The sequence below is a fragment of the Rhodococcus koreensis genome (genome assembly GCF_017068375.1).
In the GTDB taxonomy this organism is placed as follows: Bacteria; Actinomycetota; Actinomycetes; order Mycobacteriales; family Mycobacteriaceae; genus Rhodococcus_F; species Rhodococcus_F koreensis.
In genome coordinates this window covers 5,241,616-5,262,083 of the sequence record NZ_CP070609.1, presented here as the reverse complement: position 1 = coordinate 5,262,083, position 20,468 = coordinate 5,241,616, and the positions used below count along the sequence as shown (strand labels likewise).

The 20,468-nt window shown below is 67.9% G+C and carries 21 protein-coding genes; 9 read left to right on the top strand and 12 right to left on the bottom strand.

What is annotated here, in order from left to right:
• Positions 1–18 precede the first annotated feature (18 nt).
• Positions 19–1,125: an alanine dehydrogenase gene (gene ald / locus JWS14_RS24135; protein ID WP_206014544.1), complete on the top strand. Its 1,107-nt coding sequence runs from the start codon at positions 19–21 to the stop codon at positions 1,123–1,125.
• A gap of 4 nt (positions 1,126–1,129) precedes the next feature.
• Here the strand turns inward: ald and JWS14_RS24130 are convergent, their stop codons facing one another.
• Positions 1,130–1,819, bottom strand: coding sequence for a ZIP family metal transporter (locus JWS14_RS24130; protein WP_206014543.1), 690 nt, complete (start codon positions 1,817–1,819; stop codon positions 1,130–1,132).
• 47 nt (positions 1,820–1,866) lie between these two features.
• Here JWS14_RS24130 and JWS14_RS24125 point away from each other — a divergent pair, with 47 nt between their 5' ends.
• Complete coding sequence (locus JWS14_RS24125) at positions 1,867–2,748, top strand: 5-oxoprolinase subunit C family protein (RefSeq protein ID WP_206014542.1); 882 nt, start codon at positions 1,867–1,869, stop codon at positions 2,746–2,748.
• A gap of 13 nt (positions 2,749–2,761) precedes the next feature.
• Here the strand turns inward: JWS14_RS24125 and rlmB are convergent, their stop codons facing one another.
• Genes rlmB through carD form a run of 5 tightly spaced genes read right to left on the bottom strand, consistent with a single transcriptional unit; the run spans position 2,762 to position 6,802 of the window.
• Positions 2,762–3,730: a 23S rRNA (guanosine(2251)-2'-O)-methyltransferase RlmB gene (gene rlmB, locus JWS14_RS24120; RefSeq protein WP_072947412.1), complete on the bottom strand. Its 969-nt coding sequence runs from the start codon at positions 3,728–3,730 to the stop codon at positions 2,762–2,764.
• Between the two features lie 2 nt (positions 3,731–3,732).
• Positions 3,733–5,127 (bottom strand): cysteine--tRNA ligase, encoded by a 1,395-nt coding sequence (gene cysS, locus JWS14_RS24115; RefSeq protein WP_072947411.1) that lies wholly within the window; start codon positions 5,125–5,127, stop codon positions 3,733–3,735.
• An 11-nt stretch (positions 5,128–5,138) separates the two neighbouring features.
• Positions 5,139–5,615 carry a 2-C-methyl-D-erythritol 2,4-cyclodiphosphate synthase gene (ispF, locus tag JWS14_RS24110; protein ID WP_005244898.1) on the bottom strand — a complete coding sequence of 159 codons (477 nt, stop codon included), beginning with the start codon at positions 5,613–5,615 and terminating at the stop codon, positions 5,139–5,141.
• Positions 5,615–6,295 carry a 2-C-methyl-D-erythritol 4-phosphate cytidylyltransferase gene (gene ispD, locus JWS14_RS24105; protein WP_072947410.1) on the bottom strand — a complete coding sequence of 227 codons (681 nt, stop codon included), beginning with the start codon at positions 6,293–6,295 and terminating at the stop codon, positions 5,615–5,617. The genes ispF and ispD overlap by 1 nt, the downstream gene beginning before the upstream one ends.
• Positions 6,296–6,313: 18 nt before the next feature.
• Positions 6,314–6,802 carry an RNA polymerase-binding transcription factor CarD gene (gene carD, locus JWS14_RS24100; RefSeq protein WP_005262216.1) on the bottom strand — a complete coding sequence of 163 codons (489 nt, stop codon included), beginning with the start codon at positions 6,800–6,802 and terminating at the stop codon, positions 6,314–6,316.
• A gap of 263 nt (positions 6,803–7,065) precedes the next feature.
• Here carD and JWS14_RS24095 point away from each other — a divergent pair, with 263 nt between their 5' ends.
• Positions 7,066–7,698 carry a copper chaperone PCu(A)C domain-containing protein gene (locus tag JWS14_RS24095; protein WP_095863017.1) on the top strand — a complete coding sequence of 211 codons (633 nt, stop codon included), beginning with the start codon at positions 7,066–7,068 and terminating at the stop codon, positions 7,696–7,698.
• Positions 7,699–7,744: 46 nt separating this feature from the next.
• Positions 7,745–9,127 carry a DNA repair protein RadA gene (radA, locus tag JWS14_RS24090; protein ID WP_072947408.1) on the top strand — a complete coding sequence of 461 codons (1,383 nt, stop codon included), beginning with the start codon at positions 7,745–7,747 and terminating at the stop codon, positions 9,125–9,127.
• Positions 9,128–9,133: 6 nt separating this feature from the next.
• Here radA and JWS14_RS24085 read toward each other — a convergent pair whose 3' ends face one another.
• Positions 9,134–9,697 carry a PaaI family thioesterase gene (locus JWS14_RS24085; RefSeq protein ID WP_179377631.1) on the bottom strand — a complete coding sequence of 188 codons (564 nt, stop codon included), beginning with the start codon at positions 9,695–9,697 and terminating at the stop codon, positions 9,134–9,136.
• 85 nt (positions 9,698–9,782) lie between these two features.
• On the opposite strand from JWS14_RS24085, the gene disA reads away from it, so the two are divergent.
• A complete protein-coding gene (disA, locus tag JWS14_RS24080) occupies positions 9,783–10,868 on the top strand; it encodes a DNA integrity scanning diadenylate cyclase DisA (protein WP_012691546.1) in 1,086 nt (361 codons plus the stop codon).
• 17 nt (positions 10,869–10,885) lie between these two features.
• On the opposite strand, the gene JWS14_RS24075 is transcribed toward disA, so the two are convergent.
• Positions 10,886–11,605 (bottom strand): FadR/GntR family transcriptional regulator, encoded by a 720-nt coding sequence (locus JWS14_RS24075; protein ID WP_095863016.1) that lies wholly within the window; start codon positions 11,603–11,605, stop codon positions 10,886–10,888.
• Between the two features lie 217 nt (positions 11,606–11,822).
• Here JWS14_RS24075 and JWS14_RS24070 point away from each other — a divergent pair, with 217 nt between their 5' ends.
• Genes JWS14_RS24070 through JWS14_RS24060 form a run of 3 tightly spaced genes read left to right on the top strand, consistent with a single transcriptional unit; the run spans position 11,823 to position 15,690 of the window.
• Positions 11,823–13,271, top strand: coding sequence for an aspartate ammonia-lyase (locus JWS14_RS24070; protein WP_072947405.1), 1,449 nt, complete (start codon positions 11,823–11,825; stop codon positions 13,269–13,271).
• Positions 13,268–14,713: an amino acid permease gene (locus JWS14_RS24065; RefSeq protein WP_206014541.1), complete on the top strand. Its 1,446-nt coding sequence runs from the start codon at positions 13,268–13,270 to the stop codon at positions 14,711–14,713. Before JWS14_RS24070 ends, JWS14_RS24065 begins: the two co-directional genes overlap by 4 nt.
• Before the next feature lie 14 nt (positions 14,714–14,727).
• Complete coding sequence (locus tag JWS14_RS24060; RefSeq protein WP_206014540.1) at positions 14,728–15,690, top strand: asparaginase; 963 nt, start codon at positions 14,728–14,730, stop codon at positions 15,688–15,690.
• On the opposite strand, the gene JWS14_RS24055 is transcribed toward JWS14_RS24060, so the two are convergent.
• Both JWS14_RS24055 and JWS14_RS24050 read right to left on the bottom strand, forming a co-directional pair.
• Positions 15,683–16,447, bottom strand: a complete 765-nt coding sequence (locus tag JWS14_RS24055; protein ID WP_072947402.1) for a hypothetical protein — start codon at positions 16,445–16,447, stop codon at positions 15,683–15,685. The genes JWS14_RS24060 and JWS14_RS24055 overlap by 8 nt on opposite strands.
• Positions 16,448–16,506: 59 nt before the next feature.
• A complete protein-coding gene (locus JWS14_RS24050; protein WP_095863013.1) occupies positions 16,507–17,133 on the bottom strand; it encodes a carbonic anhydrase in 627 nt (208 codons plus the stop codon).
• Positions 17,134–17,233: 100 nt separating this feature from the next.
• Here JWS14_RS24050 and JWS14_RS24045 point away from each other — a divergent pair, with 100 nt between their 5' ends.
• Positions 17,234–18,136, top strand: a complete 903-nt coding sequence (locus JWS14_RS24045) for an HhH-GPD family protein (RefSeq protein WP_072947389.1) — start codon at positions 17,234–17,236, stop codon at positions 18,134–18,136.
• Here JWS14_RS24045 and JWS14_RS24040 read toward each other — a convergent pair.
• Positions 18,114–19,109, bottom strand: coding sequence for a methyltransferase (locus tag JWS14_RS24040; protein ID WP_206014539.1), 996 nt, complete (start codon positions 19,107–19,109; stop codon positions 18,114–18,116). The two genes, JWS14_RS24045 and JWS14_RS24040, sit on opposite strands and share 23 nt — an antisense overlap.
• A 2-nt stretch (positions 19,110–19,111) precedes the next feature.
• Positions 19,112–20,368: a tryptophan 2,3-dioxygenase gene (locus tag JWS14_RS24035; RefSeq protein WP_206014538.1), complete on the bottom strand. Its 1,257-nt coding sequence runs from the start codon at positions 20,366–20,368 to the stop codon at positions 19,112–19,114.
• Between the last annotated feature and the right edge of the window lie 100 nt (positions 20,369–20,468).

Below are 20,468 nucleotides of genomic sequence, written 5' to 3'. Positions count from 1 at the left end.
CAACAGCACGGAGTTCTCATGAAGATCGGCATCCCCCGCGAAATCAAGAACCACGAATACCGCGTGGCCATCACCCCCGCCGGTGTCCACGAACTTGTCGGCCGCGGCCACGAGGTGATCATCGAAACCGGGGCCGGCGTCGGCTCGTCCTTCGCCGACGCGGACTTCAAAGCCGCAGGCGCCCAGATCCTCTCGACCGCCGACCAGGTCTGGGAGAGTGCCGACCTGCTGCTGAAGGTCAAGGAACCCATCGCCGAGGAATACCCCCGCCTCCGCCAGGACCAGGTGCTGTTCACCTACCTGCACCTCGCCGCATCCAAGGAGTGCACCGACGCCCTGCTGGCGTCGAAGACCACCTCCATCGCCTACGAAACCGTCACCGGCGCCGACGGCTCCCTGCCGCTGCTCGCCCCGATGAGCGAGGTCGCCGGACGCCTCGCCCCGCAGGCCGGCGCCTACCACCTGATGCGCCAGGGCGGCGGCCGCGGTGTCCTGATGGGCGGTGTCCCCGGGGTGCGCCCGGCCAAGGTCGTCGTCATCGGCGCCGGCGTCTCCGGCAAGAACGCCATCGCCATCGCACACGGCATGCACGCCGACGTCACCGTCCTCGACCTGTCCATCGCCCGGCTGCGGGAGATCGACGCCCAGTACCACGGTCAGGTCAAGACCATCGTCTCCAACAGTCTCGAACTCGAGCAGGCCGTGCTCGACGCCGACCTGGTCATCGGAGCCGTCCTCGTCCCCGGCGCAAAGGCCCCCACCCTCGTCTCGAACAACCTGGTCTCCCGGATGAAGCCCGGCTCCGTGCTCGTCGACATCGCCATCGACCAGGGCGGCTGCTTCGAGGACTCGCGGCCCACCACCCACGCCGACCCCACCTACCAGGTCCACGACTCGGTGTTCTACTGCGTCGCCAACATGCCCGGCGCCGTCCCCCGCACGTCGACCTACGCGCTCACCAACGCGACCCTGCCGTACGTCGTCGCCCTCGCCGACAAGGGCTGGCAGGAAGCGACCGCGACCGTTCCCGGCCTCGCAGAGGGACTGTCCACCCACGACGGCAAGCTGCTGTCCACCGAAGTCGCTGCCGCGCACGGCTACCCGGCCGCGACACTGCCCGCCTGAGACGCTAGGCGCCGAGCCCGAACGCGACGAGGAACCCGAGCGCGGTGGACAACCCGACCCACCACCCACCTTCCCGGTAGGCCTCGGGCATCAGCGAGTCCGCGAGCACGGCGATGGTCGCGCCACCGGCGAACGCCTGGATGGTCGCGATGGTGCCGTCGGAGATGGTGTCGGACACGGCATCGGCGCCGATCACCACCAGCACCAGCAGTACGGCGGTCGCCACCCACACCGACAGGGCGCGGCCGCGGCTGAAGTGCGGCTGAGACCGCATGGACGCCGCGCCCGCGACCGCCTCGGGCACGTTTCCGACCGCGACGGCGACGAGCAGCACCACCCCGCCTGCGCTGCTGATCGTCACCCCGAGGGCGGTGTTCTCGGGGATGCCGTCAAGCAGCGCACCGAGCATCAACGCCCAGCCGAGAGCGGCGGCACCGAGTTTCTGCTCGATGAGCCGGTCTGCGACCACGTAGACGAGTGCCCCCGTGAACAGGGCCGCGCCTGCCGTCCAGATCCCTTCGGTCTCGAACGCGGGCTGGAACAATTCGGTGGACACGGCGGCCACCATCGTTCCCGCACCGAACGCCATGAGTGCCGCGAGGACCGGCCGCGGCAGGTCGTAGCGCAGCCCGACGACGGCACCGATCAGCAGGGGTACGGCCGTGCCGAGGCCGTACAGACTCGCGGTCAACATGGTCGAGAGCGTATCCAGACGACGCCGGGATGCGGGACAATCGGACGATGGCTTGGCTCGAGGTCGTGCGCACCGGACCGTTCACCACCGTGCAGGATCGCGGCCGCCCCGGCTATGCGTCCATCGGTGTCGGCGAGTCGGGTGCCGCCGACCGCGAGGCGCACGACAGCGCAAACAGGTTGGTGGGCAACCACTCCGGCGCAGCCACACTGGAGGTCACGCTCGGCGGGCTGGCCGTGCGGGCGACCGGGACCGTCTCCGTCGCCGTCACGGGCGCCCGCAACCCCGTCACCGTCAATTCCGAACCCCGACCCGACTACACGATGCTCCACCTGAACACGGGAGATCTACTGGAGATCGCGTTCGCGACCGAGGGGCTGCGCAGTTACGTCGCGGTGCGGGGAGGGTTCGACGTACCCGCGGTGATGGGGAGCCGGTCCACCGACACACTGTCGGGCCTCGGCCCCGATCCCGTCGCCGAGGGTGACCGGTTGCTCGTGGGTGCGGATGCCGGCGACTGGCCCGCGGACGAGATCATCCCGCCACCGGTCACCCCCGAGGATCCGTTGACGATGCGCGTCCGCCTCGGACCGCGGGACGACTGGTTCACGCCCGCGTCGGTCGACGCCCTTCTCCGCGAGACGTGGACGGTCAGTTCCGACACCAACCGGGTGGGGGCGCGACTCGAGGGCCCGGGAGCGCTGCACCGATCCGTGCGTGACGAGATGCCGAGCGAGGCCATGGTGGCGGGTGCCCTGCAGGTGCCCCCGAACGGTCAGCCGATCCTGTTCCTCGCCGACCATCCGGTGACGGGCGGCTACCCGGTGATCGCCGTGGTCGCCGAGGCTGATCTGCCGATGGCCGCGCAGTTGCGACCCGGGCACCGGGTGCGCTTCCACCGGGTGGTGACGTCGCCGATCCCGAAGTGATCGGGGCGGAAATCTAACTCCGGCGGCGCCGGGCGATGTCGGCGAGCACAACACCCGCGGCGACGGACGCGTTGAGCGATTCGACGGGGCCTGCCATCGGGATGCTGAGGATGGCGTCGCAGTTCTCGCGCACCAGACGCGACAGTCCCTTGCCCTCGGAGCCGACCACGACGACCACCGGGCCGCTGCCGTCGAACTCGTCGAGCGTGGTGTCGCCACCCGCGTCAAGCCCGACCACCTGGACGCCCTTGGACGCCCAATCCTTCAGCGTGCGAGTGAGATTGGTGGCGCGGGCGATGGGCAGACGCGCGGCGGCGCCGGCGCTCGTGCGCCACGCCACCGCGGTGACCGACGCACTGCGCCGCTCGGGGATGACCACACCGTGACCACCGAACGCAGCCACCGACCGGACGACGGCACCGAGATTGCGGGGGTCGGTGATGTTGTCGAGGGCCACCAGCAGCGGCGCCTCCTGGTGCTTTCGAGCTTCCGCGATCAGGTCGTCGGGGTGCGCGTAGCGGTACGGCGGCACCTGCAACGCGATGCCCTGGTGCATGCCGTTGGCGCTGAGCCGGTCGAGATCCGTGCGGGGAACCTCGAGGATGGAGATGCCCGCGTCGGCCGCCCGCTGGACGGATTCCTTCAGACGGTCGTCGCTCTCGGTCCCGACCGCGACGTACAGTGCGGTCGCGGGGACACCGGCACGCAGGCATTCGACGACGGGGTTGCGGCCCAGCACGTTCTCGGGGCCGTCGAGCACCTTGCGACCCGCGGTCTGACGACCGCGGCCCGGCTGCTTCTCGGCGTCCCGGGCGGCGCGGGCGGCCCGCTTCGCGGCGGGGTGCTTGGTGCGGGCCTCCGCGGGCGGCGTGGCGCCACGGCCTTCCAGCCCCTTGCGACGCTGGCCACCGGAACCGGCGACCTGGCCCTTCTTGGTGCCGGCCTTGCGGATGGCTCCGCGCCTACTCGAATTTCCAGCCATTACTACTGTCCTGCCTTGAGAGACCACTCGGGCCCGTTGGGGGTATCGGTGACCTCGATGCCCGCCCGGATGAGACGGTCACGCACCTCGTCGGCCACAGCCCAGTTCTTCTCGGCGCGGGCAGTCTGCCTGCGCTCGAGTTCGGCCCGGACCAGAACGTCCAGGGCATCGGTTGCCGCGGACGCGTCCGCGGTCTCCTGAGTCCAGTGCGCGTCCAGCGGGTCGACGCCGAGGATTCCGAGCATGGCCCGGACCTGCGACGCGATTGCGCGCGCGCCTTCGAGATCTCCCCCGTCGAGCGCGATATTGCCCTCGCGGACCTTGCCGTGCACCTCGGCGAGTGCGGCGGGGACGGCGAGGTCGTCGTCGAGAGCGCGAGCGAACGCGTCCGTCCACCGGCCGACCGCGACCTCACCGGCGCGCTCCTGCGTGCGCGTGACGAACGATTCGATGCGGCGGTACGCGGCCGCGCCCTCGTCGAGCGCGGTGTCGGAGTACTCGAGCATCGACCGGTAGTGGGCACTGCCGAGATAGTACCGAAGCTCTTGCGGCCGAACCTTTTTCAGCACGTTCGGCACGGAGAGAACGTTGCCGAGCGACTTCGACATCTTCTCGCCACCCATGGTGACCCAGCCGTTGTGCAGCCAGTACTGCGCGAAGTCGTCGCCGGAGCACTTGGCCTGCGCGATCTCGTTCTCGTGGTGCGGGAACACCAGGTCAAGGCCACCGCAGTGGATGTCGAACGCCGCCCCGAGATAGAACTCGGCCATCGCGGAGCACTCGAGGTGCCAGCCCGGCCTGCCACGGCCCCACGGCGTCGGCCACGACGGCTCGCCCGGCTTCTCCGCCTTCCACAGCGTGAAGTCGCGGGGGTCGCGTTTGCATTCGCCGGCGCTCTCGCCCTGGTGCACGTCGTCCAGTTTGTGCCCGGACAGGCTGCCGTACTGCGGGTAGCTGCGGACGTCGAAGTAGACGTCGCCGCCCGCCGCGTACGCGTGGCCGTTGTCGATGAGGCGCTGCATCATCTCGACCATCTGCGTGATGTGCCCGGTGGCGCGCGGCTCGACGGAGGGCGGCAGCACACCCAGTTGCTGGTAGGCCCACGTGAAGGACCGCTCGAACGTGGCGGCCCACTCCCACCACGGCCTGCCCGCCTCGGCGGCCTTGTTCAGGATCTTGTCTTCGATGTCCGTGACATTGCGGACGAACGCCACGTCGTAGTCGTGGGCGAGCAGCCAGCGTCGCAGCACGTCGAAGGCGACGCCGCTGCGTACGTGACCGATGTGGGGGTCGCCCTGCACCGTGGCGCCACACAGGTACACCGATGCGTGTCCAGGGGCCAGCGGAGCGAAGTCACGCAAGGCCCGCGTCTCGGTGTCGAATAGGCGCAGGGTCACGACCAGCGATCCTACCTGGCGCTTCGATCGGGAATGACCAATGCGGTGGCCATCGCGGCGATCCCCTCGCCGCGGCCGGTGAGACCAAGCCCGTCCGTGGTGGTCGCGGACACCGAAACCGGGGCTCCCAGAATGTCGCTGAGCACCTTCTGGGCCTCGTTCCGGCGCGGGCCGATCTTCGGCCGGTTCCCGATCACCTGGACCGCGGCGTTGGCGACACCGAAATCGTCCTCTTCCAGGAGCCGGCGGACCTCCGCCAGCATCGCGGCGCCGCTCACCCCGGACCACTCGGGTCTGCCGGTTCCGAAGACGGAGCCGAGATCGCCGAGGCCGGCGGCGGAGAGCAGGGCGTCGCAGAGTGCGTGGACGGCGACGTCGCCGTCGGAGTGACCCGCGCAGCCGTTCTCGTCCTCGAACAGCAGGCCCGCCATCCAGCACGGCCGTCCCTGCTCGATCGGGTGGACGTCCGTCCCGATTCCGACTCGCACTAGTGCGCTCCCTCTTCCACCAGCGCGCGGGCCAGGACGAGGTCCAGCGGCGTGGTGATCTTGAATGCTGTGGGTTCTCCGACGATGCTGCGGACCCGTTCCCCGAGCCGCTCCACCAGGCCGGCGTCGTCCGTGGCGATGCCGTCGGCGGCGGCGTACGCGCGGCGGAGCAGTTCCGCGGTGAAACCCTGCGGCGTCTGCACCGCCCGCAGTTCGGACCGTTCGGGGGTGCCGGTGACCGCGCCGAGAACGTCGACGGTCTTGATGGTGTCCGCCACCGGGAGGACGGGAATCACCGCGGTGCGGCCACACCGCAGCTCCGCGACCACCCGCGCGATGAGCGACGGCGGCGTCAGAGCGCGGGCGGCGTCGTGCACGAGGACATATTCGGCGTCGTCCGCGACGGCGAGTCCGGCGCGAACCGAATCGGTCCGCTCACTCCCACCGGCGACGACGGTGACGTCACCGGGGAGGAGGCTGCGCGTCGACTCGACGAGTTCCTCCGGGACGATCACGACGACGCGGTCGACAGCCCCCGACTGCAGGAGCCCGTCGACCGCGCGTGTCAGCATGGTCGTCCCCCCGAGATCAACGAATGCCTTGGGCTTGTTCTCACCCAAACGCACTCCCTGACCTGCGGCGGGAACCAGCGCGACTACAGGACCTTGTCCCTCGGCCACTGTGTGTATCGCGACTGTCTAGGACGCGGCCGCGAGGACCTCGTCGAGGATGGTCTCGGCCTTGTCGCTGTCGGTGCCTTCGGCGAGTGCGAGTTCGCCGACGAGGATCTGCCGCGCCTTCGCGAGCATGCGCTTCTCTCCCGCGGACAGACCGCGGTCCTGCTCACGACGCCACAGGTCACGAACGACCTCGGCGACCTTGTTGACGTCACCGGACGCGAGCTTTTCGAGATTCGCCTTGTAGCGGCGTGACCAGTTGGTGGGTTCTTCGGTGTGCGGAGCCCGCAGTACCTGGAAGACCTTGTCGAGACCTTCCTGGCCGACGACGTCGCGTACGCCCACGTACTCTGCGTTGTCTGCGGGAACCCGTACGGTGAGATCGCCCTGAGCAACCTTGAGAACGAGATATTCCTTCTGCTCACCCTTGATGGTGCGGGTTTCAATAGCTTCGATCAGCGCCGCACCGTGATGGGGGTATACGACGGTGTCTCCGACCTTAAAAATCATCTGTCCCGTGCCCCTTTCGATCATTCGAGTTTAACACGTGTCCGGATCCTGGTCGCATCAACGGTGCAGGTCAGGGGCATCATGGCCTGACCCTAGGGGTTGACAGGGGTCCCGATACGTGCATTCCGGACACCCCGATCCGGCCGTTCTCCGGCACCGAAACCGCACGCAGACAACCATTGTGAGTACCCAGCGAGCAGGCCACGCGGGGGAACTACTACTCTGCCTAGTTGAAGTGCGAACCTGACACCGGAGGACAACTCGTGACTGCTCTCGACAAGTCGACTCGCCGAGTCGCTACCGCCGTCGCTCTCGCTGCCGGCGCAGCCCTCGTGCTGTCCGCGTGCAGTGCGGGCCAGATCACTCAGACGTCGAGTCAGGTCGCCGCGGTCAACGGCAACAGCGCGGAGGCCGGATCGATCGCCCTGCGCAACGTGCACGTCGTCTACCCCAACTCCGCCGAGTACAGCCTCGAGCCGGGGAGCAACGCCGTCCTGGCGTTCACCGCGATCAACAACAACGAGGACACCCCGGACACGCTGACCCGCATCAGCACCGACTTCGCGCAGTCCGTCACGCTCGGCGAGAAGTCCGGCGGACTCGAGATTCCGCCGCAGAGCGCGCTCGTCGCCGGCCTGCCGGTCGGGGACGCCGAAGCCGGCGCGGACGCCGCCGCCGAGACGGACAAGAGCGCCGACGCGCCGACCGACGTCGTCTTGGTGACTCTGAACAGCCTGAAGGAAGGCGTCCGCCCGGGCCTCACCTTCCCCGTCACGTTCTCGTTCGAGAAGGCCGGAGACATCACCGTGTCCGTTCCCGTCGACGCGGGCCACGAGACCGAGCGGCACGTCTCCGACAAGTCGCCCGGCACCGAAGCCGAGGGCGGCGGACACTAGCAGCCGTATCGGGTCCGCTGTCGGACCCGATACCTAGGCTGGCCGGGTGGCCAAACTCAAATCCAGCTTCCGCTGCTCGTCGTGCCAGTGCACGGTTCCCAAATGGGTCGGGCGGTGCCCCGAATGCGGTAGCTGGGGCTCGATGGACGAGGCCCCGATCGTCGCAGCCGTCGCGAGCCGCTCCGGCGCCTCGCTCGCGAAAGCGGGAGCCGGAGCGGTCCTTCCGTCCACCCCGGCCACTCCGATCACGCGGATCGACAGCACGTCCACCCGCGCCAAGCCCACCGGCATCGACGAACTCGACCGTGTTCTCGGCGGCGGTGTGGTGCCCGGTTCCGTCGTTCTCCTCGCAGGCGAACCCGGCGTCGGCAAGTCGACCCTGCTCCTCGAGGTGGTCCACCAGTGGGCCCGGCGAGGCCCGGACGACCGGTCGCTCTACGTCACCGGCGAGGAATCCGCCGGGCAGGTGCGACTGCGGGCCGACCGCACCGGCGCCGTCCACGAGCGGGTCTATCTCGCCGCCGAATCCGATCTCGCGACCATCCTCGGTCACGTCGAGCAGGTGCGTCCCACCCTGCTGATCGTCGACTCCGTGCAGACCATGCTGGCCGCCGACGTCGACGGCGTGGTCGGCGGCGTCACCCAGGTGAAGGCCGTCACCAGCGCCCTCACCTCCCTCGCGAAGGCCAGCGGCGTGCCGGTGCTCCTCATCGGCCACGTCACCAAGGACGGTGCGGTCGCCGGTCCGCGGTCGCTCGAGCATCTCGTCGACGTGGTGCTGCACTTCGAGGGCGACAAGCATTCGACGCTGCGGATGGTGCGCGGCGTCAAGAACCGTTTCGGTGCCGCCGACGAGGTCGGTTGCTTCGAACTGCGCGAAGACGGCATCGCCGGAATCAGCGACCCGTCCGGACTGTTCCTCCACCACCGCGCCGAAGCCGTTCCCGGAACCGCCGTCACCGTCATGATGGACGGCAAACGGCCACTCCTCGGTGAGGTGCAGGCACTCGTCGCGGCCACGTCCATGCCCGCACCCCGGCGCGCCGTGAGCGGACTCGACAGCGCCCGGGTGGCCATGGTCCTGGCCGTGCTCGACCGCCGGTGCGGGGTGCCGATCGCGAAGAACGACGTCTACGCCGCCACCGTCGGCGGGATGCGGATGACCGAGCCGTCCGCTGACCTGGCGCTGGCCCTCGCCGTCGCGTCCGCGGTGAAGGACCGTCCCGTTCCCGACGGGCTCGTGATCCTCGGCGAAGTGGGACTGGCCGGTGAGGTTCGCCGGGTGCCCGGCGTCGGGCGCAGGCTCGCCGAGGCGCACCGCCTCGGGTTCACCCGCGCGATCGTTCCCCTCGACTCCGGGGCGGCGCCGAAGGGCATGAAGGTCACCGAGGTCGGGAACCTGGGAGCAGCGATCGCGTCGCTGCGGTGAGATTGCTCAGATCGACGAGGTTCCGAACGGGCGCTCCGGCACGCCGTCCACGAAGTCCTTCGTCTTCTCGAAGTGCTCGGCCGTGACGGTGAGGAACAGCCCCCTCGACGTCGCCACCACCACGCCAGGGTCGGCGGTGGGCCCCTCGACGATGCGCGCCTCGGCGCTCGCGTACACCTTGCGCCGGATCGACCCGTCGACCCGCGCGTGGAATTCGAGGACGGAACCCAGCGGTATGGGCCTGGTGAAGTCGATCTCGAGATGCCCGGTGACCACCGGTCCGTCGACGATCGACCGGCACACCATGCCCAGCGCCTCGTCGAACGCTGTCGACAGGATGCCGCCGTGGATCACTCCCGGACCGCCCTGGTAGCGGGGTGCCACCTCGAGCCGGCCCCACACGTCGAGCCCGTTCCCGGCCGTGAAGCTCATCGACATGCCGGCGGGCGACTGGTCTCCGCACCCGAAGCACCTCGACCAGTGGTGCGGCACCGGCTGACCTGCGGCGGGAAAGCTGTCGACCCGGCCGGGCAGGGTCAGGTCGTCGGGCAAAGTCCAGGTACCACTCATGGATAGGTAATCTAAACGCGGGTCCGGACGTGTTTCCGCGGCGGTCCCCGACAAGTGACGTCTACCTCAGCGGGAGTATTGCGCGATGAACGATGCCGAGTCGTCGTCTGCACTGCGCGAAACGATTGCCCGGCTGGCTCCCGGAACTGCACTTCGCGACGGCCTGGAACGCATTCTGCGCGGCCGCACCGGTGCGTTGATCGTCCTCGGCTACGACGAGCAGATGGAAGAGATCTGCGACGGCGGCTTCGAACTCGACGTGGAGTTCGCCCCGACCCGCCTGCGTGAGCTGTCGAAGATGGACGGCGCCGTGGTCCTGTCCACCGACGGGTCCCGCATCGTGCGCGCCAACGTCCAACTGGTGCCCGACCACAAGATCCCGACCGTCGAGTCCGGCACCCGTCACCGCGCCGCCGAGCGGACGGCCATGCAAACCGGATACCCGGTGGTGTCGGTCAGCCAGTCGATGAGCATCGTCAGCGTGTACGTCGGCGGCATCCGGCACGTCATCGACGGGTCCGCCACGATCCTGTCGCGCGCCAATCAGGCGGTCGCCACCCTCGAGCGGTACAAGGCGCGGCTCGACGAGGTGACCCGCCAGCTGTCGGTGGTGGAGATCGAGGATTTCGTCACGCTCCGCGACGCCCTGACCGTGGTGCAGCGCCTGGAGATGGTGCGGCGCGTGTCCGTCGAGATCGAGCAGGACGTGCTCGAACTCGGGACGGACGGGCGGCAGCTCGCACTGCAACTCGAGGAACTCGTCGGCGACAACGACGTGGCGAGGGAACTCATCGTGCGCGACTATCTGGCCGGTTCCGGCCCGGCGCCCGCCGAGGACGTCGAGAAGTCGCTCACCGCGCTCGACAGGATCACGGACGCAGACCTTCTCGACCTCACGACGCTGGCACGGGCGTTCGGCTACCCGGGCACCATCGAGGCGCTCGAGGCGCCGATGAGCCCCCGCGGCTACCGCGTCCTCACTCGCGTTCCCCGGTTGCAGTTCAACCAGATTCACCGGCTCGTCGGCTCGTTCGGAACCCTGCAGTCACTGCTGGCCGCGACGGCCGCCGACCTGCAGTCGGTGGAGGGGATCGGCGGGCTGTGGGCGCGCCACATCCGCGAGGGCCTGTCCCGGCTCGCCGAGACGTCGATCTCCGGCCCGTACGACTAGTCGTCGGTGGTCGCAGTTCACCGTCGGTGGTCCGGGCTGCCTTCTCCGACCACGGATTCCAGTGCGACCCGCACCGCGTCCAGGTGCTCGGCCATGGCGCGGGCGGCCTTGTCGTAGCTTCCGGATGCGATGCCGTCCACGATCCGGTCATGCTCGTCGTTCGACTTCTGCTGGCGTCCCGCAACCAGATTCAGCGTTTCGGACTGGCGGGTGAGGGCTTCGCGGATGTCGACGATCACGGATTCGAATACGCGGTTCCGGCTCGTCCGGGCGATGTACGCGTGGAACTGTGCATCCAGCGACACCCACACGAGCGGGTCGTCCTCGTCCCGCATCTGGTCCACCAGGCCACGCAGGGCGGCGAGGTCCTCAGCGGTGTGCCGCTGCGCCGCCCATCCGGCGGCGGGAATCTCCACGTGCGGGCGCGCCTCGACGAGTTCGTTGGCCGCGTAGTTCCCGAAGTCGAGGTCGCGGGCGATCGAATCGCTGACGACGAACGTACCGAGGCCCGACTTCGTCTCCGTGAGTCCGAGCGCGTGACAGGAACGCAGGGCCTCCCGGATCACCGACCTGCTGACTCCGTGCCGCGCCGCGAGGGACGCTTCGGACGGAAGTCGCTCACCGACCGACAGCTCACCCGAGGTGATCGCGTCCCGCAGATCCGCGAGGACCGCCTCGGCGGCACTGACCCGCGCCGTGACAGGGCGCCTGGCTGCCCAGCTGTCTGACAGGTTCATGGGGATATTCTGCTCACGCCCCGGCGGCGGCGTCAACACGGCGCGGTCCCGGTTGACGGCTGCGAGTGAGCGAGGTAACAATTGCACCTGTCTGACAGCCTGGCAGGTGGATAGCCGGGTGGCTCGACCGAGGAATCTACCTCTTCGAGCAGCAGACTCCGTCCACCGCATCCGTGCAGAGCAACGGCTCGCGCGAATCCCCGTGAGGAATGATCAAGTGCTCGAAACGCGAACAGAACACGATCTGCTCGGCGACCGCCAAGTGCCTGCGGATTCCTACTGGGGAATCCACACGCTGCGGGCCGTGGAGAACTTCCCGATCACCGGCCGGCCGATCTCCACGAACCCCTACCTGATTCGCGGACTCGCCTACGTCAAATGGGCCGCAGCGAGCGCCAACGAGAAACTCGGGATCCTCGATCACCGCCAGGCCGACGCGATCGGACAGGCGTGCCGGGAGATCGTCGACGGCCGCTGGCACGAGCAGTTCGTCGTCGACGTCATCCAGGGCGGCGCCGGGACGTCGACCAACATGAATGCCAACGAGGTGATCGCCAACCGGGCACTCGAGATCCTCGGCCACGGGCGCGGGGAGTACACGGAACTCCATCCCAACGAGCACGTGAACCTCAGCCAGTCGACCAACGACGTCTACCCCACCGCGGTCAACATCGCGACGATCTTCGCGATCGACGACCTGCTGGACGCCATGCGGGTCCTGCAGGAGGCCTTCGCGACCAAGGCAGTCGAGTTCGCCGACACCGTGAAGATGGGGCGCACCCAACTCCAGGACGCGGTGCCGATGACGCTGGGCCAGGAGTTCGCCACGTACTCGGTGATGATCGACGAGGACCGCGCCCGTCTCGGCGAGGCCGCTCTCCTCGTCCACGAGATCAACCTCGGCGCCACCGCGATCGGCACGGGCCTGAACGCACCCGCCGGCTACGCCGAGGCGGCGTGCGACACACTCCGGGAACTCACCGGACTCCCCCTCGTCCTCGCCACGGACCTGGTCGAGGCAACCCAGGACGTCGGTCAGTTCGTCCACCTCTCCGGCGTGCTCAAGCGGATCGCGGTCAAGTTGTCGAAGGTGTGCAACGACCTCCGCCTGCTGTCGTCGGGGCCGCGCGCGGGCCTGAACGAGATCAATCTCCCACCGGTACAGGCCGGTTCGTCGATCATGCCCGGCAAGGTCAACCCGGTGATCCCGGAAGTCCTCAACCAGGTGGCCTACGAGGTCATCGGCAACGACGTCACCATCACGATGGCCGCCGAATCCGGCCAGCTCCAGCTCAACGCATTCGAACCGATCATCGTGCACTCCCTGTCCGAGGGGATGCGCCACCTCGGTGCCGCCTGCCGGATCCTGGCCGACCGCTGCGTACTCGGCATCACCGCCAACGCCGATCTGCTGCGGGCCCGGGTCGAGGACTCCATCGGACTCGTCACCGCGCTCAACCCGTACATCGGCTACACCGCCTCGACCCGGATCGCACAGGAAGCGCTGGTCTCCGGCCGCAGGGTCGCCGACCTCGTGATCGAGGCGGGCCTGCTCGACCGTGAGGAACTCGACCGCCTCCTCAGTCCCGAGCATCTCGCGAATCTGAGAGCGTCCGGTTCGCCACGGCAGACACCCGTCGCCGCTGCCGCGGAGGTGGTCTCGTGACGATCGAGAAGGACGACACCTCCGGCGCCGACATCTTCGTCGAGGAAGACCTCGGCTACCGGAAAGCGCTCGGCCCGAGACAGATCCAGATGATCGCGATCGGCGGTGCGATCGGCACCGGCCTGTTCATGGGCGCGGGCGGACGCCTCCAGCAGGCCGGCCCCGCACTCGTCCTCGTCTACGCCCTCTGCGGGTTCTTCGCCTTCCTGATCCTGCGGGCCCTGGGCGAACTCGTGATGCATCGCCCCACCTCCGGGTCGTTCGTGTCGTACTCGCGGGAATTCTTCGGCGAGAAGATGGCCTTCGCCGCGGGCTGGCTGTACTGGATGAACTGGGCGATGACGGCCGTCGTCGACGTCACCGCAGTCGCGCTGTACATGAACTTCTTCAAGAAGTACTGGGCACCGCTCGGAAACGTCGACCAATGGGTCTTCGCCCTCGCCGCAGTCGTACTGGTCCTCGGGCTGAATCTCGTCTCCGTCAAGGTGTTCGGCGAACTGGAGTTCTGGTTCGCCCTCATCAAGGTCGTCGCCCTCGCCGCGTTCCTCGGCTTCGGCATCTACTTCGTGCTGTTCGGGACGCCGATCGAAGGACATTCGTCGGGATTCAGCATGATCACCGACAACGGCGGACTCTTCCCCAACGGCCTGTTGCCCGCCGTCGTCGTGATCCAGGGCGTCGTGTTCGCGTACGCCTCGATCGAACTCGTGGGCACCACCGCCGGCGAGACGAAGAACCCCCAGAAGGTCATTCCCAAGGCGATCAACACGGTCATCATCCGGATCCTCGTCTTCTACGTCGGATCCGTGCTGCTGCTGTCGCTGCTGCTCCCCTACACCGAGTACCACGCCGGCGAAAGCCCGTTCGTCACGTTCTTCGGTTCCATCAATGTGCAGGGCGCCGACGCGATCATGAACCTCGTGGTGCTCACGGCCGCGTTGTCGTCTCTCAACGCCGGCCTGTACTCCACCGGACGAATACTGCATTCGATGGCCATGGCAGGGTCGGCCCCGTCGTTCGCCGCCCGGATGAACAAGGCCGGAGTTCCGTACGGCGGCATCGCCCTCACCGGATTCGTCATCCTGCTCGGCGTCGGACTCAACGCCGTCGTTCCCACGCAGGCATTCGAGATCGTTCTGAACCTCGCCGCACTCGGGATCATCAGCGCCTGGGCCGTCATCGTGCTGTGCCAGCTGAAACTGTGGAAACTCGCGAAGGACGGCACCCTCACCCGCCCCGGCTTCCGGATGTTCGGCGCCCCCTACACCGGGCTCCTCACCCTGGTCTTCCTCGGATGCGTCGTCATACTGATGGCATTCGATCACCCGGTCGGAACCTGGACCGTCGGATCCATCGCGATCATCGCCCCGCTGCTGGTGATCGGATGGTACGGCGCGAGGAACCGCATCCGGACCCTGGCATCCGACCGCCCCAACGCCTAGCAGGAAGGACAACAGTGCCGAAAGTCGCCGTCGTCACCACCGGAGGCACCATCGCCAGCACACGGGACGGGCAGGGTGTCAGCAGGCCCGTGGTCGCAGGCTCCGATCTGCTGGGCAGCACCCGAACCGGAACGGAAATCCGTGTCGTCGACGTGATGTCGAAGGACAGTTCGAGCATGACGTTCGCCGACATGGACCGGGTCCGCGACACCGTCACCTCGGAGCTGAGCGACCCCGATCTCGACGCGGTGGTCGTGCTACACGGAACCGACACCATGGAGGAGACCGCATTCCTGGTCGACCTCCACCACGCCGACCCGCGGCCGGTGGTCTTCACGGGTGCGCAGCGCACCTTCGACCATCCGGAATCCGACGCCCGCGCCAACCTGACCGACGCGATCGCCGCGGGAACGAACCCCGCCCTGCGCGGAGCGGGTGTCCTCATCGCGTTCGGAGGTGCCCTGCACCGGGCGTCCGGAACGCGCAAGGCGGACACGACGTCCCTCGACGCGTTCCGATCCGTCCACCCCACCGGCGACCTGCTGCCGCAACGTCCCGATCCGCTGTCGTGGCATCCGATCTCCGGAACCCGCGTCGACATCGTGGCCGCCTATCCGGGCGCGGATCGCGTCCAGATCGACGCGTGCCTTGCGGCCGGGGCCCGGGGGCTGGTGCTCGACGGGCTCGGATCCGGGAACGCGAACCCCGCGATCGTCGAGGCGGTCCGGGACTGCACGTCCGCCGGAATCCCGGTCGTGGTCACCACCCGGGTGCCGCACGGCCCGACCTCCGCCACGTATGGCGGCGGGGGCGGCGGACACGACCTCATCTCGGCGGGGGCACTGTTCTCCACCGACCTCAGAGCAGGTCAGGCCCGCATCCTGCTCGCGGCGCTGCTCGCCGACCCCGAGCACACCGACCTCGACAAGGAATTCGATCGACGCTCACGCATCGACCCCGCACCGAGGATCAGCTGAGATTGAACGGCTCCGGCGCACTGCGGAGCTGACCGAGCTGCCCGACCACCGTGTACGCGCCGGGCCCCACCGGATCACGCTGGGGTTCCGGCTGCGTCAGGCAGTCGGGCGCAGACGTCTTGGCCGACCACTTCACGGTGAACTGGGCTTGCTCGCCCGCGGCGAGGGTGCGCGCATCGGCCGCGGACTGCGGGAAGCAGTCGATGTTGGACCACAGGCGCACGGCACCGTCGATCGTGTAGACGAGCACCTGCTGCAGGCTGCTGCCCAGATCGCGTTCGCACGGCGTGGTGCCGATGTTGGTGACGACCGTCGTGAAGCTCGGCTCCTCACCGGGCAGGTACGTCGGCTTGTCTGCCGCCACCTTGATGGCCAGCGACTGGTCCGGGCACTGTCCCGCAGCGACCGGCTGACCGCTGGGAGCTGCGCTGCTCGAGGCGCCGCTGCTCGACGCCCCCGACGAACCGGACGTGCCCGACGACGCCTCGCCGCCGGCGGCAGCGGCGCCACCGCCGCCGCCACCGGAACCGCCCGAACCACCGCTGGACGTGGACGAACCCGAGGCTGTCGGGGAAATCGACACAGGAGTGGTCAACGACGAACTCGCTGCCGCCGGATCCGTCTCGGAGTCACCGCCACCACGCAGCGAGTTGATCAACCACACCACGAGCAGCAACACGACGATGGCGCCGCCGATCGCCAGCGCCCTGCGGCGCCAGTAAATCTCGGGGGGCAACGGTCCATTCGGTTCCAGCACGACGTCAACGGTAGTTCGGCGTCGCGCGGCAACGGCTCAGCGGCTGCGGCGTGTCGCGGTCAGTCCGTGAGCTCACCGATGTCCCCGACAGCGCCCTGCAGGTGGGTACGGCCGTCGGACAGCTTGTACGTGACGCCCGCGATGGCGCACGCGCCGCTCTCCACCTTCTCCGCGATGATCCGCGAACGCTGCATGAGCAGCGCACCGGTCTCCACCACATGGCGACCCTCGAGTTCGTCGACGGTGCTGAGGCCCTCTCGCCGTCCCATGAGGATCGACGGCGCGACGCGTTCCACGATGCTGCGGATGAAGCCGGGCGGCACGTTGCCGTCGTCGAGGGCGTCGAGCGTCGCCTTCACGGCACCGCAACTGTCGTGACCGAGCACGACGATCAGCGGGACGTTCAGCACGCCGACCGCGTACTCGATGGACCCGAGCACGGCGTCGTCGATCACGTGACCCGCGGTGCGGACGACGAACATGTCGCCCAGACCCTGATCGAAGATGATCTCGGCGGCGACGCGGGAGTCTCCGCAACCGAACAGGACGGCCGTGGGGTGCTGGCCGCCGACGAGCTTCGCCCGATCGGCGACGCCCTGGCTGGGATGGAGCGAGGTGCCGCTGACGAATCTGTCGTTACCCTGACGAAGGGCTTTCCATGCGGACACCGGGTTCGAATTAGGCATGGGATCATTGTGCACCGGGCGTGTGGCACCGTCGCGACGGGATTATGACGACCCCGGAAATTCTGTTTCACCCGTGAACGAAGGGACTTGTGAGGACGAAGTGGCCGTTGACTCCTCCGCGCTGATCAACTGGTACGAGGCCCAGGCCCGGGATCTGCCGTGGCGCCGCGACGGCGTCACCGCCTGGCACATCCTGATGAGCGAGATCATGCTGCAGCAGACACCGGTCGTCCGGGTGGCCCCGATCTGGGAGGAATGGGTGCAGCGCTGGCCCGTCCCCTCCCGCATGGCCGCGTCGAGCCAGGCCGACGTCCTGCGCGCGTGGGGGAAGCTCGGCTACCCGCGTCGTGCGCTGCGACTCCACGAATGCGCCGGTGTGCTCGCCTCCGAACACGGCGACGTGGTGCCGAGCGACGTCGACACCCTCCTCGGCCTGCCCGGCATCGGCGCCTACACCGCGCGGGCCGTCGCCTGCTTCGCCTACGGACAGCGGGTCCCCGTCGTCGACACGAACGTCCGGCGGGTGGTCGCCAGGGCCGTGCACGGCAGCGCCGAGCCCGGGAACCCGTCGACGACCCGTGACCTCGCCGACGTGTCCACCCTGCTCCCCCGGACGCGTGCCCGGGCCGCCACGTTCTCCGCGGCCCTGATGGAACTCGGCGCCACCGTCTGCACCGCCCGCTCCCCCGAATGCTCCCGCTGCCCGCTGCCGAACTGCGCCTGGGTCGACGCCGGACGTCCCGCGCACACCGGAGAGCGCCGGAAGGTGCAGAAATTCGCAGGCACCGACCGTCAGGTGCGCGGCAAGCTCATGGCCGTACTCCGCGAAAGCACCGCCCCGGTCGAACGCGTCCTGCTCGACCAGGTGTGGCTCGACGACCCCGGGCAACGCGACCGCGCCCTCCACTCCCTGCTGATCGACGGCCTCGTCGAGCAGACCGACGACGGGCTCTTCGCCCTCGCGGGCGAGGGCAGCCAGCTCACACCGGAACCGCTTCGATGACGGATGACCGGGGACCTTGCGTGATCGAATCCAGCGTGAATCCGTGGTCGGTCAACAGTCGGCGCCATTCGGTGATCGTGCGCTCGCGACCTCCCAGGAGAACCAGCATGTGGAGATCCAGCAGAGCCATGGGGTGGGTTGTCGCCGATTCCGGCAGGACTTGCTCGACAATCATCAATCGTCCGCCTGGCGGGATCGCTTGCCGGCAACTGCTGAGGATCTTGCCTGCGGACGCGTCATCCCAGTCGTGGAGAATCTGAGACAGTACGTACACGTCACCATTGCCTGGGACGTCGTCGAAGAAACTTCCGCCCACGACTGTCGTTCGTTCACCGATGCCGGCCGAACCGAACGTCGACGGCGCTTCCGCGACCACATGAGGCAGATCGAACAGAATTCCGCGTAGATGCGCGTGCCGATCGAGCAACCGGTTGATCAGCGCGCCGGTCCCGCCACCGACGTCGACGACCGTTCCCACATCAGACCAGTCGTGGTCGAGCAAGGGCAGCAAACGCAGCTCGACCAGCCCTGCTTGGCCCCGTGCGAACTCATCGGCTGCCGACGGATTCTCGGACAACCACTCGAAGTACGGCTTGCCGAACGCCGCTGAAAACGATTCCTTCCCCGTCCGGATCGAATGCGCTGCGTTCCCCCACACGAGGTAGGCCTCGTTCGACATCAAGCCGACCAAGTGACGAAGCGAGCCCGGAGTGTCTGCCCGCAGAAGCTCACCGGCCTCCGTCAGCGCAAATCGCCCTCCACCGTCTTCCGCAAACAAGCCTTCCGCGACGAGGACCCGCAGGAATCGACCGAGTGCGTCGGCGTCGGCGCCCACGCTCGCCGCGAGATCGCCGAGCAAGCACGCATCGTCCGCCAATCGGTCGGGCACACCCAGCTCGCAGACGGCTGAAATAGATTGGGAAACAATGTATCCCATGATTTGTTTTCTCACTCGGTGGTTGATATCGCTCATGTTCACGCGACCTCGGACAGCCGCGGGAAGAGTGACGTCATCGCAGCATGTTTTAAATACGACGCGCCTGCCGTCCCGCCGGTGCCAGGCACCGTTCCGATGACTTTCAGGGTGATGCCCCAGTGGCCGCGCTTCATCGCAACCCACGCACGGTCCAGGCGCCGCATCGCCTCCTCGAGAACGTGTGCATCCGGATGCGTCTTGCGCATCGCGAGATAGACGTCCTGCAATGTATCCTCCCCGACATCGATTTTCCCAACGTGCTCGAAGTCACGGGACTCAGGTGGAGCGCAAGCGAACTCGACCTCACGAAACGCGCGCGACTGCACCGCACTCCGCCCATGCGTGAAGCCGCGAATAATCGAGAAGGCGTCAACCGGCATCGTCGTGAGAACCCGGAAGAGCGCAGGCACCGCTTCGAGGCGGATCGACGCCCGGTCGAGGCGATCCTTCGCCGCTGCAGCAAGACCGTCGCGCAGGTCACGGATCGACCTCGAAATCGCCGTCGCGACTTGCCGATACAGACCTTCGAAGATCTGGATGCAGCGGATGAACATCTGCTCGTCGTGCAGGCGCGTCGTCGGCAGCAACGTCAGCCGAACTGCACTTCCGATCTCTTCGGGGACACCGTTCAGCGCCGGCGCGGCGACTGAAGCAAACGAACCGTAGTCGGCGCCCGGCTGAGCCAGCGCCGCGAGACCGGCCGCAGCGACGGAAGGATCGAGCGAGAAATCGGGTGCGAGCCTGTCGAGTTGGGTCACGACCCGTGTCACTGCGCGCGTCCGGACCACCTGGGGTGCGTGTGCCGACCTCCCGAGTGCTCGCGCCTCCAGCAACGCGAGGTCCATGGCCGCGGCAGCAACGAATGCGTCCACGCGCTGCGCGTCATCGGACCGGACGACCTGGTCGAAATAGTCGAGCCCGACATATGACAGATAGTCGCCATTTTGCGCATCGAACGTCATCGGTAGCCAGGCACCGAGAACATGATGCGCACGGTTGTTGTCATGGAAGTTTTGCAGCATGGCGACCAGGTGGGGCCGGACCCCGTTACGCCCGACCGTCTGATAATGGGCCGCGACGGCCGCATGGGGAAACTCCGCGTCCCCCGCCTCCCAATGTCGGAGCGCATTCTCGATATTACGTCCAGACAATTCATCGGTCGTCGCTTCAGCAGCCTGAACGCACGTGCCCCCGACGCCGACCACGCCGGAACGAACAAACTTCTGCTCGGCTTCGAGCAGCGTTTCGGAAATCAATGCGAAACCCGCCTCTCATCCTTACTGCGGTGTTCAGCAATCTTCGACGACGCGCGGCGAATGCGGATAGACACCCTAGGGAGACTTCTCGGCACCCTTT